This is a genomic window from Xylanibacillus composti, from assembly GCF_018403685.1.
Lineage (GTDB): Bacteria > Bacillota > Bacilli > Paenibacillales > K13 > Xylanibacillus > Xylanibacillus composti.
Map to the genome: position 1 here is coordinate 156837 of NZ_BOVK01000006.1, position 20627 is coordinate 177463.

A 20627-nucleotide genomic window follows, 5' to 3' on the forward strand; every position below is an offset into this window, starting at 1 on the left:
ATGTGAAGTGGCAGTTTGATATTTTCAAATAAGGAAGGTGGCACCTTTGGCTATCAGAGTCATTGTGAAAGAACCGGACCCGATCTTGCGTGAAACGAGCAGACCGGTTCCCAAAATAACGCCCAACATCCACAAATTGTTGGACGACATGGCGGAAACGATGTACGAGGCTTCGGGCGTAGGCTTGGCCGCACCGCAGATTGGCATCTTGAAAAGGGTGATTGTCATTGATACAGCCGAGGAGGACAGCGAGCTGATTGAGATGATTAATCCGGAGATCCTGGCGTACTCCGGGGAGCAGGTCGGACCCGAAGGTTGTCTAAGCATCCCTGGGGTGAACGGCGATGTCAAGCGTTATGACAAAATCAAGGTCAAAGGCTTGAACCGCCATGGCGAAGAACTGGTCATCGACGCAGAGGGCTTTCTCGCCCGCGTGTTTCAGCATGAAATAGATCACTTGAACGGCGTACTGTTCACCGATATCGCCGAACGCATTTACGAAAGGGAAGAACCGAGACATGTCGGGGAATAAATGTCGTATTGTTTTTATGGGAACGCCCGATTTTGCCGTAACCGCCCTGGAGGCGCTGCTTGATGCAGGCTATGAGGTTGCGGCAGTCGTCAGCCAGCCAGACCGGCCAAAGGGGCGCAAGCGCATGCTGACGCCTCCGCCGGTGAAGGCAGCAGCGGAGAAGCATGGCATCCCCGTTCTGCAGCCGGAGAAGCTGCGGGCACCCGAATCCGTAGAGGACATCCGAAGACTTCGGCCGGACTTGATTGTGACAGCCGCATACGGGCAAATTTTGCCCAAATCCGTATTGGAGCTGCCGCAGTTCGGCTGTATTAATGTACACGCCTCTCTGCTCCCCAAGTATAGAGGAGGAGCGCCCATTCATTATGCGGTTATAAACGGCGAGTCGAAGACAGGCGTTACCATTATGTATATGGCCGAAGGCTTGGATACTGGCGATATGATCAGCAAGATAGAGGTGCCGATCACCTCGGAGGACACTACCGGTACCTTGCATGACAAGCTGAGTGCTGCAGGAGCGGAGCTGCTGATAGAGACAGTGCCGAAGCTGCTTGCCGGCACAGCGTCTAGAGAGCCTCAGGACGATGCGCTTGCCTCCTACGCGCCGAACATCACGCGCGAGGATGAGCGGATCGACTGGTCGAAGTCGGCTGCAGCGATCCACAATCAGGTTCGCGGCCTGAATCCGTGGCCGGTGGCGTTCACCACCTTGGACGGGCAGGTATGGAAAATATGGCGAACGGAAGTAGTTCGAACGGATGCCGCTCCAGATGTACATAGACCCGCAGGCGCTGTCGTATCAGCGGAAGACGGGCGCATTGTCGTTCAGACCGGAACGGGGCACCTGGCCTTGCTTGACATCCAACCCCAAGGCAAACGTCCGATGCCGACCAGCGAGTGGTTAAAGGGCGGAAAGCTGGCTGCCGGCACTGTATTGGGAGGCAGCGCCTCATGAATAAGAAATCGGCCGCTGCCCGCAATACGACAGCCAGAGCGCTGGCGCTGGATGTGCTGACTGAGGTTGAAGTGGAACTGGCTTACAGCAATCTGCTGCTTAACCAGCGGCTGTCGAACAGCCGGTTGTCCCCAGCCGATAAAGGCTTGGCGACTGAGCTGGTCTATGGGACCATCCAGCGCCTGAATACGCTGGATTACATGCTGAATCGCTTTGTCAAGAAAGGAGTCGACAGCTTGCAGCCATGGGTGCGCAATTTGCTTCGGCTCAGCTTTTATCAGCTTGCGTATCTGGACCGAATCCCCGTACACGCGGTCGTTCATGAGGCTGTCAATTTGGCCAAGCGGCGGGGACATGCCGGCATCTCCGGCATGGTCAACGGCGTGTTGCGCAACGCGCTTCGTTCACAAGATGGTCTGCTGCAGGCAGCGAGCGATGCACCGCCTGCAAGGCGGATCGCGATCAGGCACTCGCATCCGGAATGGCTGGTGGAGCGCTGGCTGCGGCAATTCGGCGAAGAGGAGACAGAAGCGATTTGCGAAGCGAACAATCGGCCTCCGAAGGTAAGCATACGGGTTAACAGGCTGCGCCGCACTCGCGAGGAACTGCTGGAGATGCTGCGCGAGGCTAAGGTGGATTGCGAGCCCTCCGCCTTGTCACCCGACGGCATCGTCGTGAAGGGTGCAGGCAACATGGCGCATACCTCTTGGTATGAGGGAGGGGAATGCTCCATCCAGGACGAGAGCTCGATGCTGGTCGCCCGGGCTGTGTGTCCGGAACCGGGGATGAAAGTGTTGGACGCCTGCGCGGCTCCCGGCGGGAAAACAACGCATCTTGCAGAGCTTATGGAAGATAAGGGCGAGCTGTGGGCGAACGATATTCACGCCCACAAGGAGCAGCTTGTACGCAGTCAGGCAGAACGACTCAGTCTTCAATGTGTCAAGCCGATGGTGGAAGACGCCTTGAAGCTGCCCGAGCATTTCGCGGCCGAAACCTTCGACCGGATTTTGCTGGACGCCCCGTGCTCGGGGCTGGGCGTCATTCGCCGCAAGCCGGATCTGAAATGGCGAAAGGACGCGCGCGAGATTGAGTCGCTGGCCTCCTTGCAGCTGGAGCTGCTGCAGGCGCTCGCACCGCTCGTCAAGCCCGGGGGGCGGCTCGTCTACAGCACATGCACAATCGAGCGCAGCGAGAACGAGCAGGTATGTGAGGCGTTCCTGAACGGGAACGCTTCCTTCGAACCGGATCACAGCTTGGGCTCCCGATTAGGCCCCGCTTTAGCGAACGATTCATCGTCAGCGGCTGTTCAGATCTTGCCGCATCACTTCGGCAGCGACGGCTTTTATATAGCCAGCTTTACCCGGAAGTGTTAAAATGGAACGGATAAGCTACACTAGTAGTAAAAAAATTGGATGTGAAACGATGAAACCTTTCGTATATGATTTGACCTTGGACGGCTGGAAAAGCTGGGCGAAGGAGCAGGGCGAGCCCGCATTTCGCGCTGGCCAGATTTTCGATTGGCTGTATGTCAAGCGCGCTTCGAGCTTTGAAGAGATGTCCAATTTGCCCAAGCCTTTGCGTACAAAGCTGGAAGAGCACTTCGGATTTGTCACGCTGGATGAAATTACCCGCATGGCGTCCAAGGACGGTACGGTGAAATTTTTGTTCGGGCTGCATGACGGTCACGCGATAGAAACCGTGCTGATGCGGCACGATTACGGCAACAGCGTATGCGTGACCACACAAGTCGGATGCCGAATCGGCTGTACGTTTTGCGCTTCCACGCTCGGCGGGCTCAAGCGGAACTTGGAGCCTGGCGAGATTGTGGCGCAGGTGCTGGAAGCCCAGCGTCTGTTGGACAGCACAGGAGAACGCGTCAGCAGCATTGTCGTGATGGGCTCCGGAGAGCCATTCGAGAATTACGAGGCCACGATGGATTTCTTCCGCATCATCAATGACGATCATGGCTTGAATATTGGCCAGCGTCACATTACGGTATCCACCAGCGGCATCGTTCCGAACATTTACCGGTTTGCCGATGAGATGACGCAAATCAATCTGGCGATTTCGATACACGCACCGAATGACAAGCTGCGCTCCAAGCTTATGCCGGTCAATAGGAGATTTCCATTCGAAGATGTCATGAAAGCGTGCAGGTATTACATCGAAAAGACAGGCAGGCGGATCACCTTTGAATATGCTCTGATTGGCGGCGTCAACGATCAGCCGGAGCATGCGGAAGAGCTGGCGGATGTGCTGCAGGGCATGCTGTGCCACGTCAATCTGATTCCGGTCAATTACGTGCCGGAGCGTGACTATGTGCGCACACCGAGAGAGGACATTTTTGAATTCAAGCGAATATTGGACCGCAAGAAGATCAATACGACCATTCGCCGGGAACAGGGACACGACATTGCAGCTGCCTGCGGACAGCTGCGGGCAAAGCATATGGAGTCGAGTAAGAGGTGAGGTTCATTGAAAGCAGTCAACAAGACGGACGTTGGAAAGGTCAGGCAGATCAACGAGGACAGCTCATGGGTGAATACGGACTGGAACGGCTTGACACTGGCGATCGTCGCAGACGGCATGGGGGGCCACAAGGCTGGCGACGTTGCCAGCCAAATGGCGATTTCCGTACTTCAGGAGCAGCTGCTGGAGATTTCCAGGGACACGTCGACCGAACAATGCGAGGATTTCCTTCGGACTGCCATCCATGCCGCCAACCACAAGCTCTACGAACTGGCATCATCTAACCCGGCATACAGCGGAATGGGAACGACCATTGCGGTCGTTCTTGCCAATTCAGAGTGGCTGCTCGCCGCACATATTGGCGACAGCCGGATATATCTGTGCACAGAGCAAGCGGTGCTTCAATTGACGGAAGACCACTCCCTGGTCAACGAGCTGGTCAAGAGCGGCCAGATTACAGCAGAAGAAGCGGCTACACATCCGCGGCGCAACATCTTGACGAAAGCAATGGGAACAGACCCGTTCGTCGATCCGGATGTCAGGCTTCATGATTGGAAAGCCGGCGACCTGCTTCTTATTTGCAGTGATGGCTTGACCAGCATGGTTGGGGAAGATCGGATTTCCGAATTCGTAAGAAATACCGATTCTCTCGAGCAGAAGGCGGATCGCTTGGTAGAAAGCGCACTGGAAGCTGGCGGCGATGACAATGTGACGGTTGTGCTGCTGGCGAATGAAGCGATGGAAGGAGGGGCAAGTGCATGATCGGAAGCGAGCTGGGAGGCCGCTACGAAGTTGTCGAACGGATCGGCGGCGGCGGCATGGCCATTGTGTACAGGGGCGTGGATTTATTATTGCATCGTCAGGTAGCCATCAAAGTGCTGCGTCAGCAGTTTGTGCATGATGAGGACTTTATCCGCCGCTTTCGCCGAGAAGCGCAAGCGGCTGCTTCCTTGTCCCATCCGAATGTCGTCAGCATCTATGATGTCGGTCAGCAGGATGAAGTTCATTATATCGTTATGGAATACATAGAAGGGCATAATTTGAACGACCGCATTAAGGAACAGGCGCCGCTGCAGGTAGAAGATGCGATTCACATCGCAAGCCAAATTTGCGATGCGCTTGCGCACGCCCATCATAATCAGATTATTCATCGGGATATCAAGCCGCACAACATTCTGATCGGCAAAAACGGCAGAGTGAAGGTGACCGATTTCGGTATAGCCAGAGCAGCCACTTCCTCCGACATTACACAGACCGGCGCTGTGCTTGGCTCGGTGCATTATTTTTCCCCTGAGCACGCCAAGGGGGTGCAGCAGGGAACCGGCTCCGACTTGTATTCGCTCGGTGTCGTGCTCTATCAGATGGTCACGGGCCGCTTGCCGTTTATCGGAGAAAGCCCGATCAGCGTTGCGTTGAAGCATTTGCAGGAGGATTTCGAAGATCCTAAGCAGATTAATCCGATGCTGCCGCAAAGTGTGGAAAATATCATCTTGAAATCATTAAGAAAAAATCCTGCGGAGCGCTATCAGACGGCAGAGGAAATGCTTGCGGATTTGGAAACCGCGCTGGACCCTAGAAGAAGCCACGAACCGAAGCTGGCTGTTTCCTCGCATGACGGAGAGGACGATGAGCAGCGGACGATCATCATGCCGGCGATACGGGGAAACTACAAGTCCGAAACAAGCCTTGAAGATACGTATGTGGGCGGGGATCGCACGCGCAGCCATGCGGAAGAACACGACGAGAAGCGCTGGAAACGACCGCTGATTCTGGCTGGCGTCTGGATCGCGATATTGGCTGTAGCGATCTTCGGAGCATGGTACGGCATTAAGCTGGTATTGAATTTGCTTGATGTGCCCGAAGTGGATGTGCCGGAGGTGATCGGCATGGAGCAGGAGGAAGCGATACGCACATTGGAGCAATTCAATCTGGTTGCCGACCCGATCATCGAGCAGTACAAGGATGACGTGGAGAAGGGCATCGTATATGATCAGGAGCCGCGCAATATGGTAGTGAACGAGAATTCCACAGTAAGGCTGTATGTCAGCCTCGGGCCGGAGCTCTTGGACGTGCCGGAGCTTGTAGGCCAAAGCTGGGAGAGGGTCGAGCGCGAGCTTGCCGCCTACGGGCTTAATCCGGAACTGGTTACAGTGGAGGAAGAGTTCAGCGAAGAGGAAGTCGGCACCATTCTGGAGCAAAGCCCGCTGCCCGGCGAGTCGTTCAATCCGAAGACCGACGAGCTTCACCTCGTCATCAGCAAAGGGCTGGATACGTTCGAGATGCCTAACGTGGTTGGATACATGCAAAATGTAGCTGAATCGATTCTGGAAAGGAACGGCCTCCAGTATGAGGTGAAAACCGGAACGGACTACTCTGTCCAGAAGGGCATCGTCTATATGCAGCATCCGTACAGAGGCGGCGAGATGGTGTCTAAAGGCGAGAAGATTACGATCTATGTCAGCGAGGGCTATCCGGAGGATGCTCTCATGCCGACCAGGGTTATCGAAATTGAGCCTGAAGTGGAAGGCGAGCCGTCGACCATTCGCATAGTCTACAGCGATGCGCGCGGTGAGGACAGGGAATGGGACACAAGAGAAATCAAGGAGAGGGTGTCCCTGCCGATTACCGTCGTTGTCTCTCCGAACAAAGACGCGATTATCCGCTACTATGTAAACGACAAGTTCGGCGACAGCTTTACCGTGACGTATGAAGACGCCTTGAATCAGCATGCGCCGGCGCCGAATATGAGTGAAGCGGGTACATCCGTTCCAGCGAATACCGGAACGGAAAGCACGCCGGATGGAGATTCTTCGTCAGACAGCGATCTGGAATCTTCACACGAGCAGGCGCACACCCATAGCGCAGACGAACCAGTGACGGAGGATACGGATTAATGCCAGAAGGGAAAATCGTCAAGGCATTAAGTGGATACTACTATGTGCTCCTCGAACAGGGAGGCGACACGGTTCAATGCAGAGCGAGAGGGGTTTTCAAGAAACGCGGCATCACCCCGCTCGTAGGAGACCGCGTTCAGATTGAGCTGAGCAGTCCGAAGGAAGGAACGGTTGTAGAGGTGAAACCGCGCAGCTCCTTCCTTGTTCGGCCTCCTGTTGCCAACGTGGATGTGGCTGTCCTTGTGTTCTCTGTGGCCGAGCCCGCTTTAAGCTGGCAGCTGCTGGACAAATTTCTGGTTCATATCGAGCATGCCGGACTTGACGCAGTCATCTGCCTGACGAAGGCAGACTTGGCCGATGAGGAAGCAGAGGCACATCTTGTGCAGACGAAACAAATGTACGAAGCAATCGGCTATGCCGTGATTGAAACGAGTGTGCGTTCCGGAATGGGATTGCGTGCATTGGAAGAGGCGATTAATGGGCGGACGGCTGTCTTAGCCGGCCAGTCGGGGGTCGGGAAATCCTCACTGATCAATGCGCTGGTACCGGGCAAGGAAATGGAAACCGGCGAGATCAGCATGAGACTGGGCAGAGGACGGCATACGACCCGCCATGTGGAGCTGATTCCCCTGCAATCGGGCGGTGTCGTTCTGGATACGCCGGGGTTTAGCCAGCTGGACTTCGCCAATGTGGAAACAGACGATTTGGGCAGCTGTTTCCGGGAATTTGTTCCGCTGGCGGAACAGTGTAAATTCAGGGGATGCTTGCACCGCAGCGAGCCATCTTGCGCAGTGCGCGGCGCTGCTGAAACAGGGCAGTTGTTCAGCAGCCGCTATGCTCATTACGAGCTGTTTTTTGACGAGTTGAAGGACAGGAAGCGGAGGTATTGAATCATGCCAACTCTAAAAATTGCACCTTCGATACTTTCAGCTGATTTTGCGAAGCTGGGAGAGGAGGTGCGCACGGTCGAGCAGGGCGGCGCCGACTGGATTCATGTCGATGTGATGGACGGCCATTTCGTGCCGAATCTGACATTCGGGGCACTCGTTGTCGACGCGATTCGTCCCCATACGAAGCTGCCGCTGGATGTTCACCTGATGATTGAGCGGCCGGATGCATATATTCCGGATTTTGCGCGTGCCGGCGCTGCAATGATCACCGTACATGCGGAAGCATGCACGCATTTGCATCGGACTATCCATTTGATTCGGGATCAGGGCGTCAAGGCGGGGGTCGTCTTGAATCCGGCCACGCCGCTGTCGATGATCGATTTCGTCCTGTCTGATGTGGATCTTGTGCTGCTGATGACGGTCAATCCCGGCTTTGGCGGCCAGCAGTTTATTCAGGAGGTCATCCCGAAAATCCGGGAATTGCGCAAACGGTTGGACGAACGGGGGCTGACCGAGATCGACGTGGAAGTGGACGGTGGGATCCATGACGCAACGGCGCCGCTTGTCGTAGAGGCAGGAGCTAACGTATTGGTGGCCGGCAACTATATTTTCGGTTCGGCAGACCGTGCGGCAGCGATCACCAAACTGAGGGAGAGCACAACAAAATCAAGGGCTTAAATCTGCATGATAGTTCCTGCAGAAGCATATACATGATGACAAGGGTCGTTTTCTTGTCATCTTTTTTTCTTTCACTCTCTGGTTACGGAGTGAATATACTGGCATTAGCTACAAAATCTCCGGGAGGGGTAGAAATGAAGTTTTATACCTTTAAGCTGCCGAAATTTTTGGGCGGGATGGTCAAAGCGATTCTGAATTCGTTCCAAAAAAACGGGTAACCGCCGACAAAAGCATACTTATCCAGACAAAGAAAAAAAGCACCGCCGGAGCAGGTGCTTTTTGTCTATACGTGCATTAGACACGTGTTACTTTGCCGGACTTCAGAGCGCGAGTGCTCACATAAACACGCTTTGGTTTGCCGTCGACGAGAATACGAACCTTTTGCACATTGACACCCCAAGTGCGTCTGGTTTTATTGTTCGCGTGGGACACGTTGTTCCCCCGTTTAGGAGCTTTTCCAGTTACGTAACATTTGCGAGACATTGTCTGTCCACCTCCCGATCATTTCTTGCACACTTGAACTATGATACCATGAGCGCAAGGAAAGTGTCAACGTGCGAACCGCAGCTTGCTTCTTTCTGCATCGCCAAAGTTTGAAACACTCCTATTTGGACAAGGCTGAATGATATAAGGAAAAAGCAAAAGAGAAGGCCGGCGCGCTTGCGGAAATTGTCGATTCATGATGAGAATGAAGGCGAAAACGTGCTATCTATGCTTTTCTTATGGGGTTGATTATAGTACAATGAATGTTAGTTTACGATTCCTCTACAGAAGGAGCTGGTGAAGGATGCCGATCGAACTAGTGAATGAAAGTGGGAAGATCCTGGTCTCCGACGAAGTGATCTCCGTGCTGGCCGGTTCAGCAGCATTGGATTGCTATGGCCTTGTTGGCATGGCGACGCGCAAGCAGCTGAAGGACGGCATCGCGGAGTTGCTCGGCAGGGAAAACCTGAGCAGAGGAGTAGAGGTGCGAAGGGATGCCGACGGCGTTCATATAGATTTATACATAATTGTCAGCTACGGCACAAAAATTTCTGAGGTAGCCCATAATATCCAAGTGAAAGTGAAATATGTCTTGAACGAAGTCGTTGGACTGCAGGTAGGGGCAGTAAATATTTTTGTCCAGGGCGTTCGTGTGGCTCGATAGGGGGAGAAACGTTTGAGTAAGCGCTTTATTGACGGATCAGATTTCGAACGGATGATCGCAGCGGCCGCCGCACGTCTCAAAGAACAGGTCCAAACGGTTAACAATTTGAATGTGTTTCCGGTACCCGACGGAGATACCGGTACAAATATGAATATGACTCTCCAATCCGGTATGGAGCAGCTCAGAGAGAAGCATTCTCCGGATTTGGGACGCTCTGCCGAAGTGCTTTCCAAGGGCTTGCTCATGGGGGCAAGAGGGAATTCCGGCGTCATACTCTCACAGTTGTTCAGAGGATTTGCCAAAGGGGTTAACGGACAGAAGGAAATCGATACCGTCCAATTTGCCCAGGCGCTTCAGCAAGGGGTCGATACAGCATATCAGGCAGTTGTGAAGCCGGTGGAGGGCACGATTTTGACGGTGTCCCGCGAAGCGGCCAAGCATGCGGTGACAATCGCGAGAAGGACCGATGATTTTCATGCCTTCCTGGAGGAAGTGACAGCGAAGGCGAAAGAAGCGCTTGCCCGTACGCCTGATCTGCTTCCGGTTTTGAAGCAGGTGGGGGTGGTCGATTCTGGCGGCCAAGGCTTGGTCTATGTCTATGAAGGCTTTCTGAATGGCTTGAAGCTTAGCTACGCCGACGAGCCTTTTGCGATCGCCTCTGACGCAGTCAGGCCGGAACCGAAGCAGGAAGAGTCAGCAGCCCCAATGGAGGCAAGGGGAGAGGCTGGCGAGGTTGCCGCTCAGAGGTACTTGGATCCGGATTCTATCCAATATCCGTATGACATGGAGTTTTTTATCCGCTTGCAGAGCGGAAATGGCTCTGTCCAGGAAACCTTCTCGGAAGAGAAGCTGCGCCGGCAGCTTTCGGCCATCGGCGACAGTGTGCTGGTTATTGCGGACGAGGAATTCGCCAAGGTGCATGTTCATACGAACGTGCCGGGCGAAGTGTTTAACACAGCTATTCGTTACGGGGAATTGACACGCTTCCATCTGGAAAATATGCGGGACCAGCACCGCCGGTTGATCGATGAGGAAGAGCCGGGTTTATCTGACGGATTGGAACATGCGGAGGAAACTGCGGATCTGGAGCAGCCAATGGAGAATCTGAAGCCATTCGGCATGGTCACGGTGGCTCTTGGCGACGGGATCGCAAGCATTTTCGAGAGTTTGGGCGTCGACGTGGTGCTGACCGGCGGACAGACGATGAATCCGAGCACAGAGGATATTGTGCAGGCAGTGGAGCAGGTTGGCGCGCAAACCGTGTTTGTGCTCCCGAACAATTCCAATATTATATTGGCTGCGCAGCAGGCGAAGCAATTGGCCAAGGCGAATATAATTGTCATCCCGACCAAAACGATTCCGCAAGGGATGGCGGCGGCTCTTGCATTCCAGGAAGACTTGACGGCTGAGGAGATAGAGCGCAGCATGCTCCCAGCCATCGAGAGGGTGCGCTCCGGGCAAATCACGAACGCTGTACGGAATACGCAGATGGAAGGCGTCGATATTCAGGAAGGCGACTTTATCGCGATCCTGGATGGAAAGATTGTTGTTGCAGAGGAAAATCTCTTCGACGCGGGCAAGCAGCTGCTGGATCGGATGCTTGAGCATGGGGACGAAGTGGTGACCTTGCTGGTTGGGGAAGATGCAGATGCCGAGATGACCGAGCGGCTGTCCCAGTATGTGCAAGAGCAGTATCCAATGGCCGAGCTCGAGGTTTTGCAGGGCGGCCAGCCACTGTATCCTTATCTGATTTCGGTTGAATAATATTGAGCGGGGTGATGGTATGAGTAAAGTGCGAATTGTAACGGACAGTACTGCGGATATTCCCGCAGAAACAAGGGAACGACTTGGCATTGAAATGGTACCGCTGAAGGTGCATTTTGGCGAGGAAGCCTATCGGGACTATCTCGATATCAAGCCGGAGGAGTTCTATGGAAAGCTCAAGCAAGCCAAGGAATTGCCGACGACCTCGCAGCCTTCGCCTGTTGATTTTCTGAATGTATATAAGCGGCTGCTTGAAGAAGATCCGGATACAGAAATTATTTCCGTACATCTTTCCTCATCGTTAAGCGGTACATATCAATCTGCAGTTCTGGCCAAATCGCTGCTGGAAGACCAGACCAACATAACGATTGTCGACTCCAAGACCGCTTCTTATGGGATTGGCATCATCGTAGAGGAGATGGCGAAAGCCGCGCTTGAAGGCAAGAGCAAGGATGAATGTCTGGCGATTTATGAACCGATGCGCCAGGATCCCCGCCTTTATTTTTTGGTGGACACATTGGAATACCTGCAAAAGGGCGGACGTATCGGCAGAGCTTCAGCGCTTGTCGGATCGCTCCTGCACATTAAGCCGATCCTCTCCCTGGACGATTCAGGTACGATCTATTCGGTGGACAAGGTGCGCGGACAACGCAAGGCGCTCGCCCGCATTGTAGAGCTGTTCGAGCAAGACTTGCAGGGCAAGGCCATTGCATTGACGATCGTTCATGCAGAAGCGCTTGAGACCGCCCAGCTGGCGGCGGAATTGATCAAGGAACGCTTCGAGGTGAAGAACGTTCGCTACGCGATGCTGGGCCCGGTTATCGGCACCCATGTCGGTCCAGGCACGATCGGCATCTTTGCAGTTCCGGCACCATGAGTGAAGCGACACAGTCTGACCTTCACCGGCTTCCGGTTCGTTTGGTGCCGGGCGTGGGACCGCAGAAAGCGGAACATCTTGCAGCGCTTGGCATCGGGACTGTCGGTGACTTGCTGGAATACTTCCCGTTTCGGTATGAGGACTATCGCCTGAAGCCGCTGGAAGAAGCCAGGGACGGAGAGAAGATAACGGTCGCGGCTTCGGTGTTTGCCGAGCCAACCCTCCAACGCTATGGCCGCAACAAAACTCGAATGACGTGCAGAATGCTGGTGGACCGCGTGTTGATCACAACCGTGTGGTTCAACCGGCATTTTCTTCGTGATCGGTTGACACCGGGGACGGATATCGTCGTAACAGGCAAATGGGATGCTAGAAGGTTGCAGCTGACTGTATCCCAGGCTGAATTTGCCGGAGCGCAGCAAAGCGCGCGTTCCGGCACGTTGCAACCGGTATATTCAGTCGGCGGAGAGGTCACGCAAGGCTGGCTCCGCAAAGTGATCCTGGCGGCCTTGGACAGATTTGGCGAACAAGTTGCGGAGGTGCTTCCGGAGGAACTGCTTGGCAAGCACAAGCTGCTTTCGCGCAAAGAGGCGATACGCATTGTGCACCGGCCTCAGGATGGCGAGGAGGGCCGCGTTCAGGAAGGGAAGCGGCGGATGGCCTACGAAGAGCTCTTCTATTTTCAGCTGAAGCTGCTGGCCTACAAGCAGCTTGTCAAACAGCGAACGGAGGGGTCTGCCAAGCAATTGGATCGGGAAAAGGTGAGAGGCTTTGTAAGGGGACTGCCCTTCCGGCTTACATCCGCACAAAAGCAAGTCATAGCGGACATATTGGACGATCTGGAGTCGCCGCATTGCATGAATCGCTTGCTCCAGGGAGATGTCGGGTCGGGCAAGACCGTCGTCGCTGCGACGGCGTTGTTTGCTGTTGTGACAGCAGGGTATCAAGGAGCGCTGATGGCGCCTACCGAGATACTGGCTGAACAGCATGCCCGGTCGCTTGCCCGGTTATTCGAGCCCTACGGACTGCAGATTGGGCTCTTGACAGGCAGCATGACCGAGAGACAGAAGCGAGAAATTCTGAGCGCGCTGCAAATGGGACTGATTGATATTGCGATTGGCACGCATGCGCTGATCCAGGACAATGTGTACTACCGCAACCTTGGATTGGTTGTGACAGATGAGCAGCACCGTTTCGGGGTGCAGCAGCGCAGCATTCTGCGCAGGAAAGGACTTGCGCCTGACGTTTTGACGATGACTGCAACTCCGATTCCGCGCACGCTCGCCATTACCGCATTCGGGGATATGGATGTGTCTTCCTTGCGGGAGATGCCGAAAGGCCGCAAGCCTATCCAAACGTTCTGGGTGAAGAAGGACAAGCTGGAACGCGTCTGGGGTTTTATACGCAAGGAAGTGGATGCAGGCCGACAGGCATATGTCATCTGTCCCCTTATCGAGGAGTCCGAGAAGCTCGATGTGCAAAATGCGATTGACCTTCATGCCCAGCTGTCTGTTTACTTTGCGGACCAAGCGGTCGGCCTGCTGCATGGACGTCTGCCATCCGATGAGAAGGATCGCGTTATGCAGCTGTTCCATCAAGGAGAATGCGCTATCCTTGTTTCTACGACCGTCATCGAGGTTGGGGTAGACGTGCCGAATGCAACCGTAATGGTCATTTACGATGCTGATCGATTCGGGTTGTCGCAGCTTCATCAGCTCCGCGGCAGAGTGGGCCGCGGCGAGCACGCCTCGACCTGTATTCTGGTTGCCGATCCGAAGTCGGAAAGCGGCCGGGAGCGCATGCAGGCGATGACCGAAACGACTGACGGGTTCGAGATTGCGCGTCGCGACTTGGAAATGCGCGGACCTGGAGATTTCTTCGGAACGAAGCAGAGCGGCCTTCCGGAATTTCGTTTCTCCGATATCGTGCAGGACTATGAGCTATTGGAGCAGGCGCGAGAGGATGCGGCATCGCTCGTGCGATCAAAGATGTTTTGGACGGATGCGGCATACGCAGGCTTGCGCGACTACTTGCGGCGAGAGCAAATTTTCCAGGGAGATTTGCTGGATTAAACGGGGAGAGCGGCACATAATCCTAGGTGCGCACATATAATAGAGACATAGTGCGAACAAAGGGGAGTGGCAGCGCATGGCCTACACGCAGTATGGCATCAGGCCGGAACTGGTGGAAATGGTAAAGACCCGGCTCAAATCGCCAGAACGCAAGGAAAAGCTCAAGTTGATGGTAAAGCCATTGACGAAGAAAGACTTGCAGGATCGGGCTACCGTCGCAAAGCTGGTCGGCAGGGCGGCCAAGGTTCTGAACATTGCGCCAAGCTCGACTGAGAGGGAGCGCATCGTCAGCTTTATCCTCGATCAGAAGATCGATCCCAAGAATACCTTGCATTTGATAAAGCTGTGGGGCATGTTTCGCTAGCTGCGGGGCAACAATTCGAGCTGATTAAGGTGCGCAAATCCGTCGATAGGCTTGCAGCCAGGCAGCAGTCCTGAGGGCTGCATTTTTTTTGTCTGATCCTGCGGCAGCCGGACTTGTACGGTCGCAAAAGCGGGAGGGCCGAGCTTGAAAAGTCAAAAGGATACAGACGGCAATTCTGGCGTGTGCTATAATTTGGTAGACTACTAGTTTTGCTGTCCGGATCTGGATGCGCGGATAGCGGCGACTGGTGCTTATACTGGGATGAGAGGTGGATACATACGATGATGCGTTTGGAAGAAATGACTCAGATTGTGCAACGGATACGAAGCAATGTCAATGCCGTTATGGTCGGCAAGGAAGCGGTTACAGATTACCTGATGATCGCTTTGGTTGCCGGCGGTCATGTGCTGCTGGATGATGTGCCGGGAACGGGCAAGACGATGACGGCCAAAACCTTCGCCGCCTCATTGGGCTGTTCCGTGAAGCGTGTGCAATTTACGGCAGATTTGCTGCCTTCCGATATCACTGGCATTAATGTGTTCAATCAGCAAAAAAGCGAGTTTGAGCTGCGAAAGGGACCGGTTTTCGCTAATATTTTGCTGGCAGACGAGATCAATCGGGCGACTCCCCGCACACAATCCAGCCTGCTTGAAGCGATGGAAGAGAGACAAGTTACGATTGACGGGGATACATACAAGCTCCCGCTTCCGTTTCTAGTGATGGCAACGCAAAACCCGCTGGATCAGCAAGGAACGTTCCCGTTGCCGGAAGCGCAGCTGGACCGCTTCCTGTTGAAAATTCCATCCGGCTATCCGAATCTGGAACAAGAGGATACGATGCTTCAGCGATTTGCCTCGGATGATCCGCTTGCAGCTGTCCGAGCGGTGACCACTCCGGACGAGCTGGAAGCTATGCAGCTGCTGCTGAAGGAAGTCCACGTTAGTGCCGCAATACGGCAATACTTATTAGCTATTATGGACAAGACCCGCCAGCATCCGGACTTGGCTTACGGCGTCAGTCCGCGGGGCAGCTTGCAGCTGTATCAGGCAGCCCGCGCTCGCGCTCTGATCGCAGGTCGCAATTATGTGGAGCCGGACGATGTGAAAGCGCTCATAGGGCCGGTTTGCGCACATCGGTTGTCCATGGGCGACGGCTTGTCCGATTTCTCTGCCGTCCAACAGGTTCTGGAGGAGATCGTAAGACAAGTGCCAGTTCCCACTGAGCTCGCACAGCATGAAAGCAGGTAGTGCCGATGGCGATCTTTTGGTTTACAGCAGTCATTCTTTTGTTGCTGATCCTGCAAAATTTCATCTTTGGCCGCATGGGCTTCAAAAAACTGGACTATGAGCGGCGTTTCGACCGTCAACGGGTGTTCGCCGGGGAAGCAATCGAAATGACCGAGGTCATTACGAATCGCCGCCGCATTCCGTATCCTTATGTGCTGGTCGAATCGATGATGCCGGCTTCGTTCCGATTCGGCGGCAAGAGCGATGTGTACCAAACGCTAGGCGAAAACCAGCAGCATCATCGCAGCCTGTTCGCCTTGAGAGGACGATATGAAATCACGAGAAAATACGTGTTTACCTGTGAGAAGCGCGGCGTATACGATTTTCAGTCCGTAACGCTCACTGCAGGCGATGCGATCGGTTTGAAGGCACATGTGCAGACCCGCCCGGCCAACTTCCAAATCACGGTCTATCCCAAACCGCTTGCGCTTCGAGAGTTGCCGCTTGGCGCGCGAAGCTGGCTGGAGAATGCGTTCAGCCGTGACAATGCCCTGCGGGAAAATCACTACCAAGTGAGCGGGGCGCGTCCGTATCGTCCGGGCGACAGCGCCAGGTGGATTTCCTGGAAGGCTTCCGCCAAGCTGGGAGAATGGATGGTGCATAAGCGTGAAAGCATATTGGATCAGGAGCTGTGGATCATTCTGAATATACAGGATGATAGTGAAGTGTGGAGCCGTTCCATGGATTCGGGCAAGCTGGAGAGAGGGATTCGCTACGCCGCGTCGGCTGCGGCATATGCGGCCAAACATGGGATTCGCGTCGGCTTTGCCTGCAACGGCTCCTTGCCCGGAATTCGCGGGTTAGCGGAAGATCTGCAAATTGCAGGAGGAAAAAAGCAATATGCGTCCATCCTGGACAGGCTTGCCCGACTCAAGGCAGATGTTGAAATGCCGATTGAGAAAATGCTGGACGAGCGCTCCGCGCGATATGCAGGACACAATATACTTCTGATCAGCCCTATTATGACCGCGTCTCTGAAACGGCGATTGCAAGTGCTGCGGCGCCAGGGGAATGCGGTCGAGTGGCTGCCGGTGAAATAGATGGAGGGGATGAGGTGAAAGAGAACGGGTTTTCCCCATGGAAGCGCTCTGTAGGGACCGGAGCAATCGAAAGCATCGGCATCCTGCCGTTTCTGCCCTTCATATACGGCAGCAGTTTCTGGTTGGGCTTGCCTGTATTTGCAGTAGCTTGCGGCATATTCTACGCGATCGGAGCGTGGGCGGCTCCGAGAATGATGCGCTTTATTCGATGGGCAGCTTTGATTCCAGTCTTATTCGGTGTATTTATGCTAACAGACTCATATGCAGCTATACTGGCGGGAGCGTATATGTTTTCGCGCGGCGGCAAGCATCAAGGAGAGTGGCGGTTTGTCTATTGGCTTGGCAGCTTCCTCTTCCACTTGGTCGCGCTGCTGTGGATTGTACGAACGCCTGAATTGGCAAGCTATGTCCCTTTGTTGTGGGGAAGCGCTTTCGTTTCCGTTGCCTTATTTTTGTTCGGTTTTCAGCGTCAGCTGGTCCGCGATGCGGCTGTCTATCACAAGCTGATTACTTCGGAAACCTTGAGAGTCGGCTTAGTCACGGTGTCCGTAATGCTCGGGGCGGCCTTGCTCGTAACGATGCTTTCCTGGACCTATGTCGGGGAAAGAATGATCGGACCGCTGACCCATTTTGCCGACAGCTTCAAGGAGACGCTGACAGACAATTTAGGCCCCATAACCGAAGGAGTGTTGCCATACCCGGTTCCGGAGAATCCGCCCGAGGAACAGTTGCAGCTGTATGAGGGGAACAAATTTATAGAGTTCGTGCTGAACGTAATTGGCGGTTTTCTTGTGCCTGCGGCAATCATCGGCTCGGTGGGCTGGCTGCTTTATCTCAATCGGCATGAAATCAGAGCGTTTTTATTTTCCTCTTCAGAGGAGAAGGAACAGGAATCGCTGCCTTATACGGAAGAACGCCGCTCCTTGCGTGAGGATGGCGAAGCTCGCCATGCACATAAGCATGCTGCGATCAGCTATGAGGAGTGGAAGCAGATGAACAATGCGCAAAAGGTGCGTTCCCTCTACCTGTTGCTTGTTCGTCGTTGGATCGAGAGGGGACACATCATACGGCCTTATGAGACCCCCCGGGAAATCGGGAAACGCATGGACGAGCCGGATACGGACAAGCTGATGGATGCTTACTCGCGGGTGAAATATGGAGGAAGCACTCAAGGAGGGTTGCCGGAAGAGGAACTGGATTCCTGGTATAACCGCTTGAACGAGCCAGAAAGACGGTAGCAGCCAGGGGCAAGAAGCTTGCTCTTTTTAGAAGCGAGCCTCCATGATAGCTTCAGGCAGACGTGTCCTGTGCATGGCAGGGATTAGGCTGACTTTCACAAAGATTGATTTCGTACAGACAAGCCAAAGATGAATTTTTGAGCTATAATGTATGAGGTCAGCATTATCGGAGGTGAGCCAAGTGAAAAATGAGTTGGAACAGACCTATTTGGATTTCTTGCAATATATATTGGATAACGGTGTGAAGAAGGAAGACCGCACCGGAACGGGAACACTGAGTGTATTCGGTTACCAGATGCGATTTGATTTGTCCAGAGGATTCCCTTTGTTTACTACAAGACGCACGTCATTTCGCTTAATTGCGAGCGAATTGCTGTGGTTCATCAAAGGGGACACCAACATTCGTTATTTATTGCAGCATAATAACCATATATGGGATGAATGGGCTTTCAAGAAATGGGTTGAATCCGATGAGTATCAGGGGCCGGATATGACGGATTTCGGGAAGCGCTGCTTGGTTGACGAAGCGTTCAACAAGGTCTATCAGACCGAATTGGATGCCTTCTGTCAACGGATTCTAGAGGATGACGCTTTTGCAGCGAAATATGGCGATCTTGGTAATGTCTACGGGAAGCAGTGGCGCAACTGGACAACTTCAACGGGCGAGTCGATCGATCAATTAACAGATGTCATCGAGCAGATCAAAACAAATCCGGATTCGCGGCGCTTAATCGTGAACGCCTGGAATCCGGAGGATGTGGTCAATGCCGGTGCAAAAGGAAGCAAAGCAGCGCTGCCGCCTTGCCATGTCATGTTCCAATTTTATGTGGCCAACGGCAAGTTAAGCTGCCATTTGCTGCAGCGCAGCGCGGATTCCTTTCTCGGGGCGAATTTCAACATTCCGTCTTACTCCTTATTGACACATTTGATCGCAAGAGAATGCGGCTTGGAGGCAGGCGAGTTTGTATACAGCATCAGCGATGCGCACATCTATTCCAATCATGTGGAACAGGTGAAGGAGCAATTGTCTCGCGAGCCGAGGCCGTTGCCAACCTTAGCGATCAATCCGGAGAAACAATCTATTTTTGATATGGAGTTAGAGGATTTGACGATTGAGGGCTATGATCCGCACCCCTCCATTAAAGCGCCGATTGCTGTGTAGCGACTCAGATTTCGCTCGGCTGGCTGGACGAAAGGATGTGACAACTGGATGATCACGATGATTTTTGCCATGGGCCGCAACCGCGTCATCGGACGCGACAACAAGCTTCCCTGGCATTTGCCTGCTGATTTGCAGTATTTCAAAAGCGTCACCAGCGGCTCCACGGTCGTCATGGGCAGACTAACACATGAGTCCATTGGCAGGCCATTGCCGAATCGAAGGAATATTGTGATCACCTCTGATCGCGCTTACCAAGCGGAAGGGTGTGAGATCATGCATGATATCGCGGACATCGTCCAATACGCGAAAGCAGAGGAAGAGTTGTTTGTGATTGGCGGAGCGGGATTATTCAGCCAGTTGCTCCCGTACGCTGCCAAGATGCATATCACGTGGATAGATGAGGAGTTTGAAGGAGATACGTTTTTGCCCGAGTGGGATCGCAGCGAGTGGAAGCTGGTATCAGAAACACCGGGTGTGCGGGACGAGAAAAATCCTTATCACTACGCATTTCGCGTATATGAACGAGCAGGGAACTAGGGGGAGATCTTATGTCCAATCGCAGGGCAAATCTCGTGCCGAGCTGTCCGATCTGCGGCTTTCAGATGAAGTGGTGGTTTGCGAAGTGGAAGTGTTTTAACTGCGGGCAATGGAATGGCTGCTGCGGGGATGAAACGAGCGATCCGGGCGGTTTGTGGCTGGAGCCCGATCCTCATGGCTGCGATCGCCGGCATAAGGGGTCGCCATCGCCCGGCAAGTAGACCGGCAAAACCGATAGATTAGAGGAAAGGATTGCAGCGCGCATGAGTGAAGCGATAGAAGCGATGCGGCGTTCGATTAAACAAAAACAGATGCAGAGGCTCTTCCAAATGGAGCCGGGACGTGAATTGGATGCGCTGATCGCCCGCTATGTGGAAGGGTATCAGGTTGTGCGCAGATCCTTGCAAGATATGGACGCGGATTATTGGATCCGGCCGCTTTCCTCGATGCGGTCGGAAGAAGGGGAGCTGGAGCGCGTGCCGACTTATTCCACAACGATTTTTTCTGCACATGCTCTGTTGAACCGCTATCGCCAATGGCGGCTGCAGAGCGAGGGAGAGGCTGGCATACAAGCAGAAATATGCGGCGATGAAGGGGCAGTGGGGTCATCCGGCGCTTGCCGGACTGTTCCGGAAGCGATCAGTAAAGCGGCTGTGGCCTTGATGATCGCAGAAAATCATTTGATTGAGGAATTGCTCGAGGAGCATGGAGACGCGATATAA

At 53.9% G+C, this 20627-nt stretch carries 22 protein-coding genes; 21 read left to right on the top strand and 1 reads right to left on the bottom strand.

Translation table 11 applies throughout. The features are described from left to right. Positions 1-46: 46 nt before the first annotated feature. The 9 genes from def to spoVM all read left to right on the top strand — a co-directional run bounded on the left by def (position 47) and on the right by spoVM (position 8636). Positions 47-532, top strand: a complete 486-nt coding sequence (gene def, locus XYCOK13_RS02525) for a peptide deformylase (RefSeq protein WP_213410310.1) — start codon at positions 47-49, stop codon at positions 530-532. Continuing rightward, positions 519-1487, top strand: coding sequence for a methionyl-tRNA formyltransferase (gene fmt, locus XYCOK13_RS02530; RefSeq protein ID WP_213410312.1), 969 nt, complete (start codon positions 519-521; stop codon positions 1485-1487). The genes def and fmt overlap by 14 nt, the downstream gene beginning before the upstream one ends. Then, complete coding sequence (rsmB, locus tag XYCOK13_RS02535) at positions 1484-2860, top strand: 16S rRNA (cytosine(967)-C(5))-methyltransferase RsmB (protein ID WP_213410313.1); 1377 nt, start codon at positions 1484-1486, stop codon at positions 2858-2860. The genes fmt and rsmB overlap by 4 nt, the downstream gene beginning before the upstream one ends. Positions 2861-2909: 49 nt before the next feature. Further along, positions 2910-3956, top strand: a complete 1047-nt coding sequence (gene rlmN / locus XYCOK13_RS02540; RefSeq protein ID WP_213410314.1) for a dual-specificity RNA methyltransferase RlmN — start codon at positions 2910-2912, stop codon at positions 3954-3956. Positions 3957-3962: 6 nt separating this feature from the next. Next, the gene (locus XYCOK13_RS02545; RefSeq protein WP_213410315.1) at positions 3963-4718 is read left to right on the top strand and encodes a Stp1/IreP family PP2C-type Ser/Thr phosphatase; all 756 of its coding nucleotides are present in this window, start codon (positions 3963-3965) and stop codon (positions 4716-4718) included. Next, positions 4715-6850, top strand: a complete 2136-nt coding sequence (gene pknB, locus XYCOK13_RS02550; RefSeq protein ID WP_213410317.1) for a Stk1 family PASTA domain-containing Ser/Thr kinase — start codon at positions 4715-4717, stop codon at positions 6848-6850. The genes XYCOK13_RS02545 and pknB overlap by 4 nt, the downstream gene beginning before the upstream one ends. Continuing rightward, on the top strand, positions 6850-7740 hold the full coding sequence (gene rsgA / locus XYCOK13_RS02555) for a ribosome small subunit-dependent GTPase A (protein ID WP_213410320.1): 891 nt from the start codon (positions 6850-6852) through the stop codon (positions 7738-7740). The genes pknB and rsgA overlap by 1 nt, the downstream gene beginning before the upstream one ends. Before the next feature lie 3 nt (positions 7741-7743). After that, entirely contained in the window at positions 7744-8418 is a 675-nt protein-coding gene (rpe, locus tag XYCOK13_RS02560) for a ribulose-phosphate 3-epimerase (RefSeq protein ID WP_213410322.1), read from the top strand. A gap of 134 nt (positions 8419-8552) precedes the next feature. Then, complete coding sequence (spoVM, locus tag XYCOK13_RS02565) at positions 8553-8636, top strand: stage V sporulation protein SpoVM (RefSeq protein WP_213410422.1); 84 nt, start codon at positions 8553-8555, stop codon at positions 8634-8636. Between the two features lie 76 nt (positions 8637-8712). Here the strand turns inward: spoVM and rpmB are convergent, their stop codons facing one another. After that, the gene (gene rpmB / locus XYCOK13_RS02570) at positions 8713-8901 is read right to left on the bottom strand and encodes a 50S ribosomal protein L28 (protein WP_213410324.1); all 189 of its coding nucleotides are present in this window, start codon (positions 8899-8901) and stop codon (positions 8713-8715) included. Between the two features lie 304 nt (positions 8902-9205). Between rpmB and XYCOK13_RS02575 the strand changes: the two genes are divergently transcribed. The 12 genes from XYCOK13_RS02575 (at position 9206) to XYCOK13_RS02630 (ending at position 20627) form a co-directional block, all read left to right on the top strand. Then, positions 9206-9565 (top strand): Asp23/Gls24 family envelope stress response protein, encoded by a 360-nt coding sequence (locus XYCOK13_RS02575; RefSeq protein ID WP_213410326.1) that lies wholly within the window; start codon positions 9206-9208, stop codon positions 9563-9565. Positions 9566-9577: 12 nt separating this feature from the next. Then, positions 9578-11329, top strand: coding sequence for a DAK2 domain-containing protein (gene fakA / locus XYCOK13_RS02580; protein ID WP_213410329.1), 1752 nt, complete (start codon positions 9578-9580; stop codon positions 11327-11329). Positions 11330-11348: 19 nt separating this feature from the next. After that, positions 11349-12206, top strand: a complete 858-nt coding sequence (fakB, locus tag XYCOK13_RS02585) for a DegV family protein (RefSeq protein WP_213410331.1) — start codon at positions 11349-11351, stop codon at positions 12204-12206. Continuing rightward, entirely contained in the window at positions 12203-14278 is a 2076-nt protein-coding gene (gene recG, locus XYCOK13_RS02590; protein ID WP_213410333.1) for an ATP-dependent DNA helicase RecG, read from the top strand. The genes fakB and recG overlap by 4 nt, the downstream gene beginning before the upstream one ends. Before the next feature lie 76 nt (positions 14279-14354). Continuing rightward, positions 14355-14642, top strand: a complete 288-nt coding sequence (locus XYCOK13_RS02595) for a stage VI sporulation protein F (protein WP_213410335.1) — start codon at positions 14355-14357, stop codon at positions 14640-14642. A gap of 281 nt (positions 14643-14923) precedes the next feature. Then, complete coding sequence (locus XYCOK13_RS02600) at positions 14924-15889, top strand: AAA family ATPase (protein WP_308443005.1); 966 nt, start codon at positions 14924-14926, stop codon at positions 15887-15889. 5 nt (positions 15890-15894) lie between these two features. Then, the gene (locus tag XYCOK13_RS02605) at positions 15895-16968 is read left to right on the top strand and encodes a DUF58 domain-containing protein (protein WP_213410337.1); all 1074 of its coding nucleotides are present in this window, start codon (positions 15895-15897) and stop codon (positions 16966-16968) included. Beyond that, complete coding sequence (locus XYCOK13_RS02610) at positions 16950-18206, top strand: DUF4129 domain-containing protein (protein WP_213410339.1); 1257 nt, start codon at positions 16950-16952, stop codon at positions 18204-18206. Before XYCOK13_RS02605 ends, XYCOK13_RS02610 begins: the two co-directional genes overlap by 19 nt. Before the next feature lie 151 nt (positions 18207-18357). Then, a complete protein-coding gene (locus tag XYCOK13_RS02615) occupies positions 18358-19368 on the top strand; it encodes a thymidylate synthase (protein ID WP_213410341.1) in 1011 nt (336 codons plus the stop codon). Positions 19369-19416: 48 nt separating this feature from the next. Beyond that, positions 19417-19905, top strand: a complete 489-nt coding sequence (locus XYCOK13_RS02620) for a dihydrofolate reductase (RefSeq protein WP_213410344.1) — start codon at positions 19417-19419, stop codon at positions 19903-19905. Between the two features lie 11 nt (positions 19906-19916). After that, complete coding sequence (locus tag XYCOK13_RS02625; RefSeq protein WP_213410345.1) at positions 19917-20126, top strand: hypothetical protein; 210 nt, start codon at positions 19917-19919, stop codon at positions 20124-20126. A 42-nt stretch (positions 20127-20168) separates the two neighbouring features. Continuing rightward, on the top strand, positions 20169-20627 hold the full coding sequence (locus XYCOK13_RS02630) for a hypothetical protein (RefSeq protein WP_213410346.1): 459 nt from the start codon (positions 20169-20171) through the stop codon (positions 20625-20627).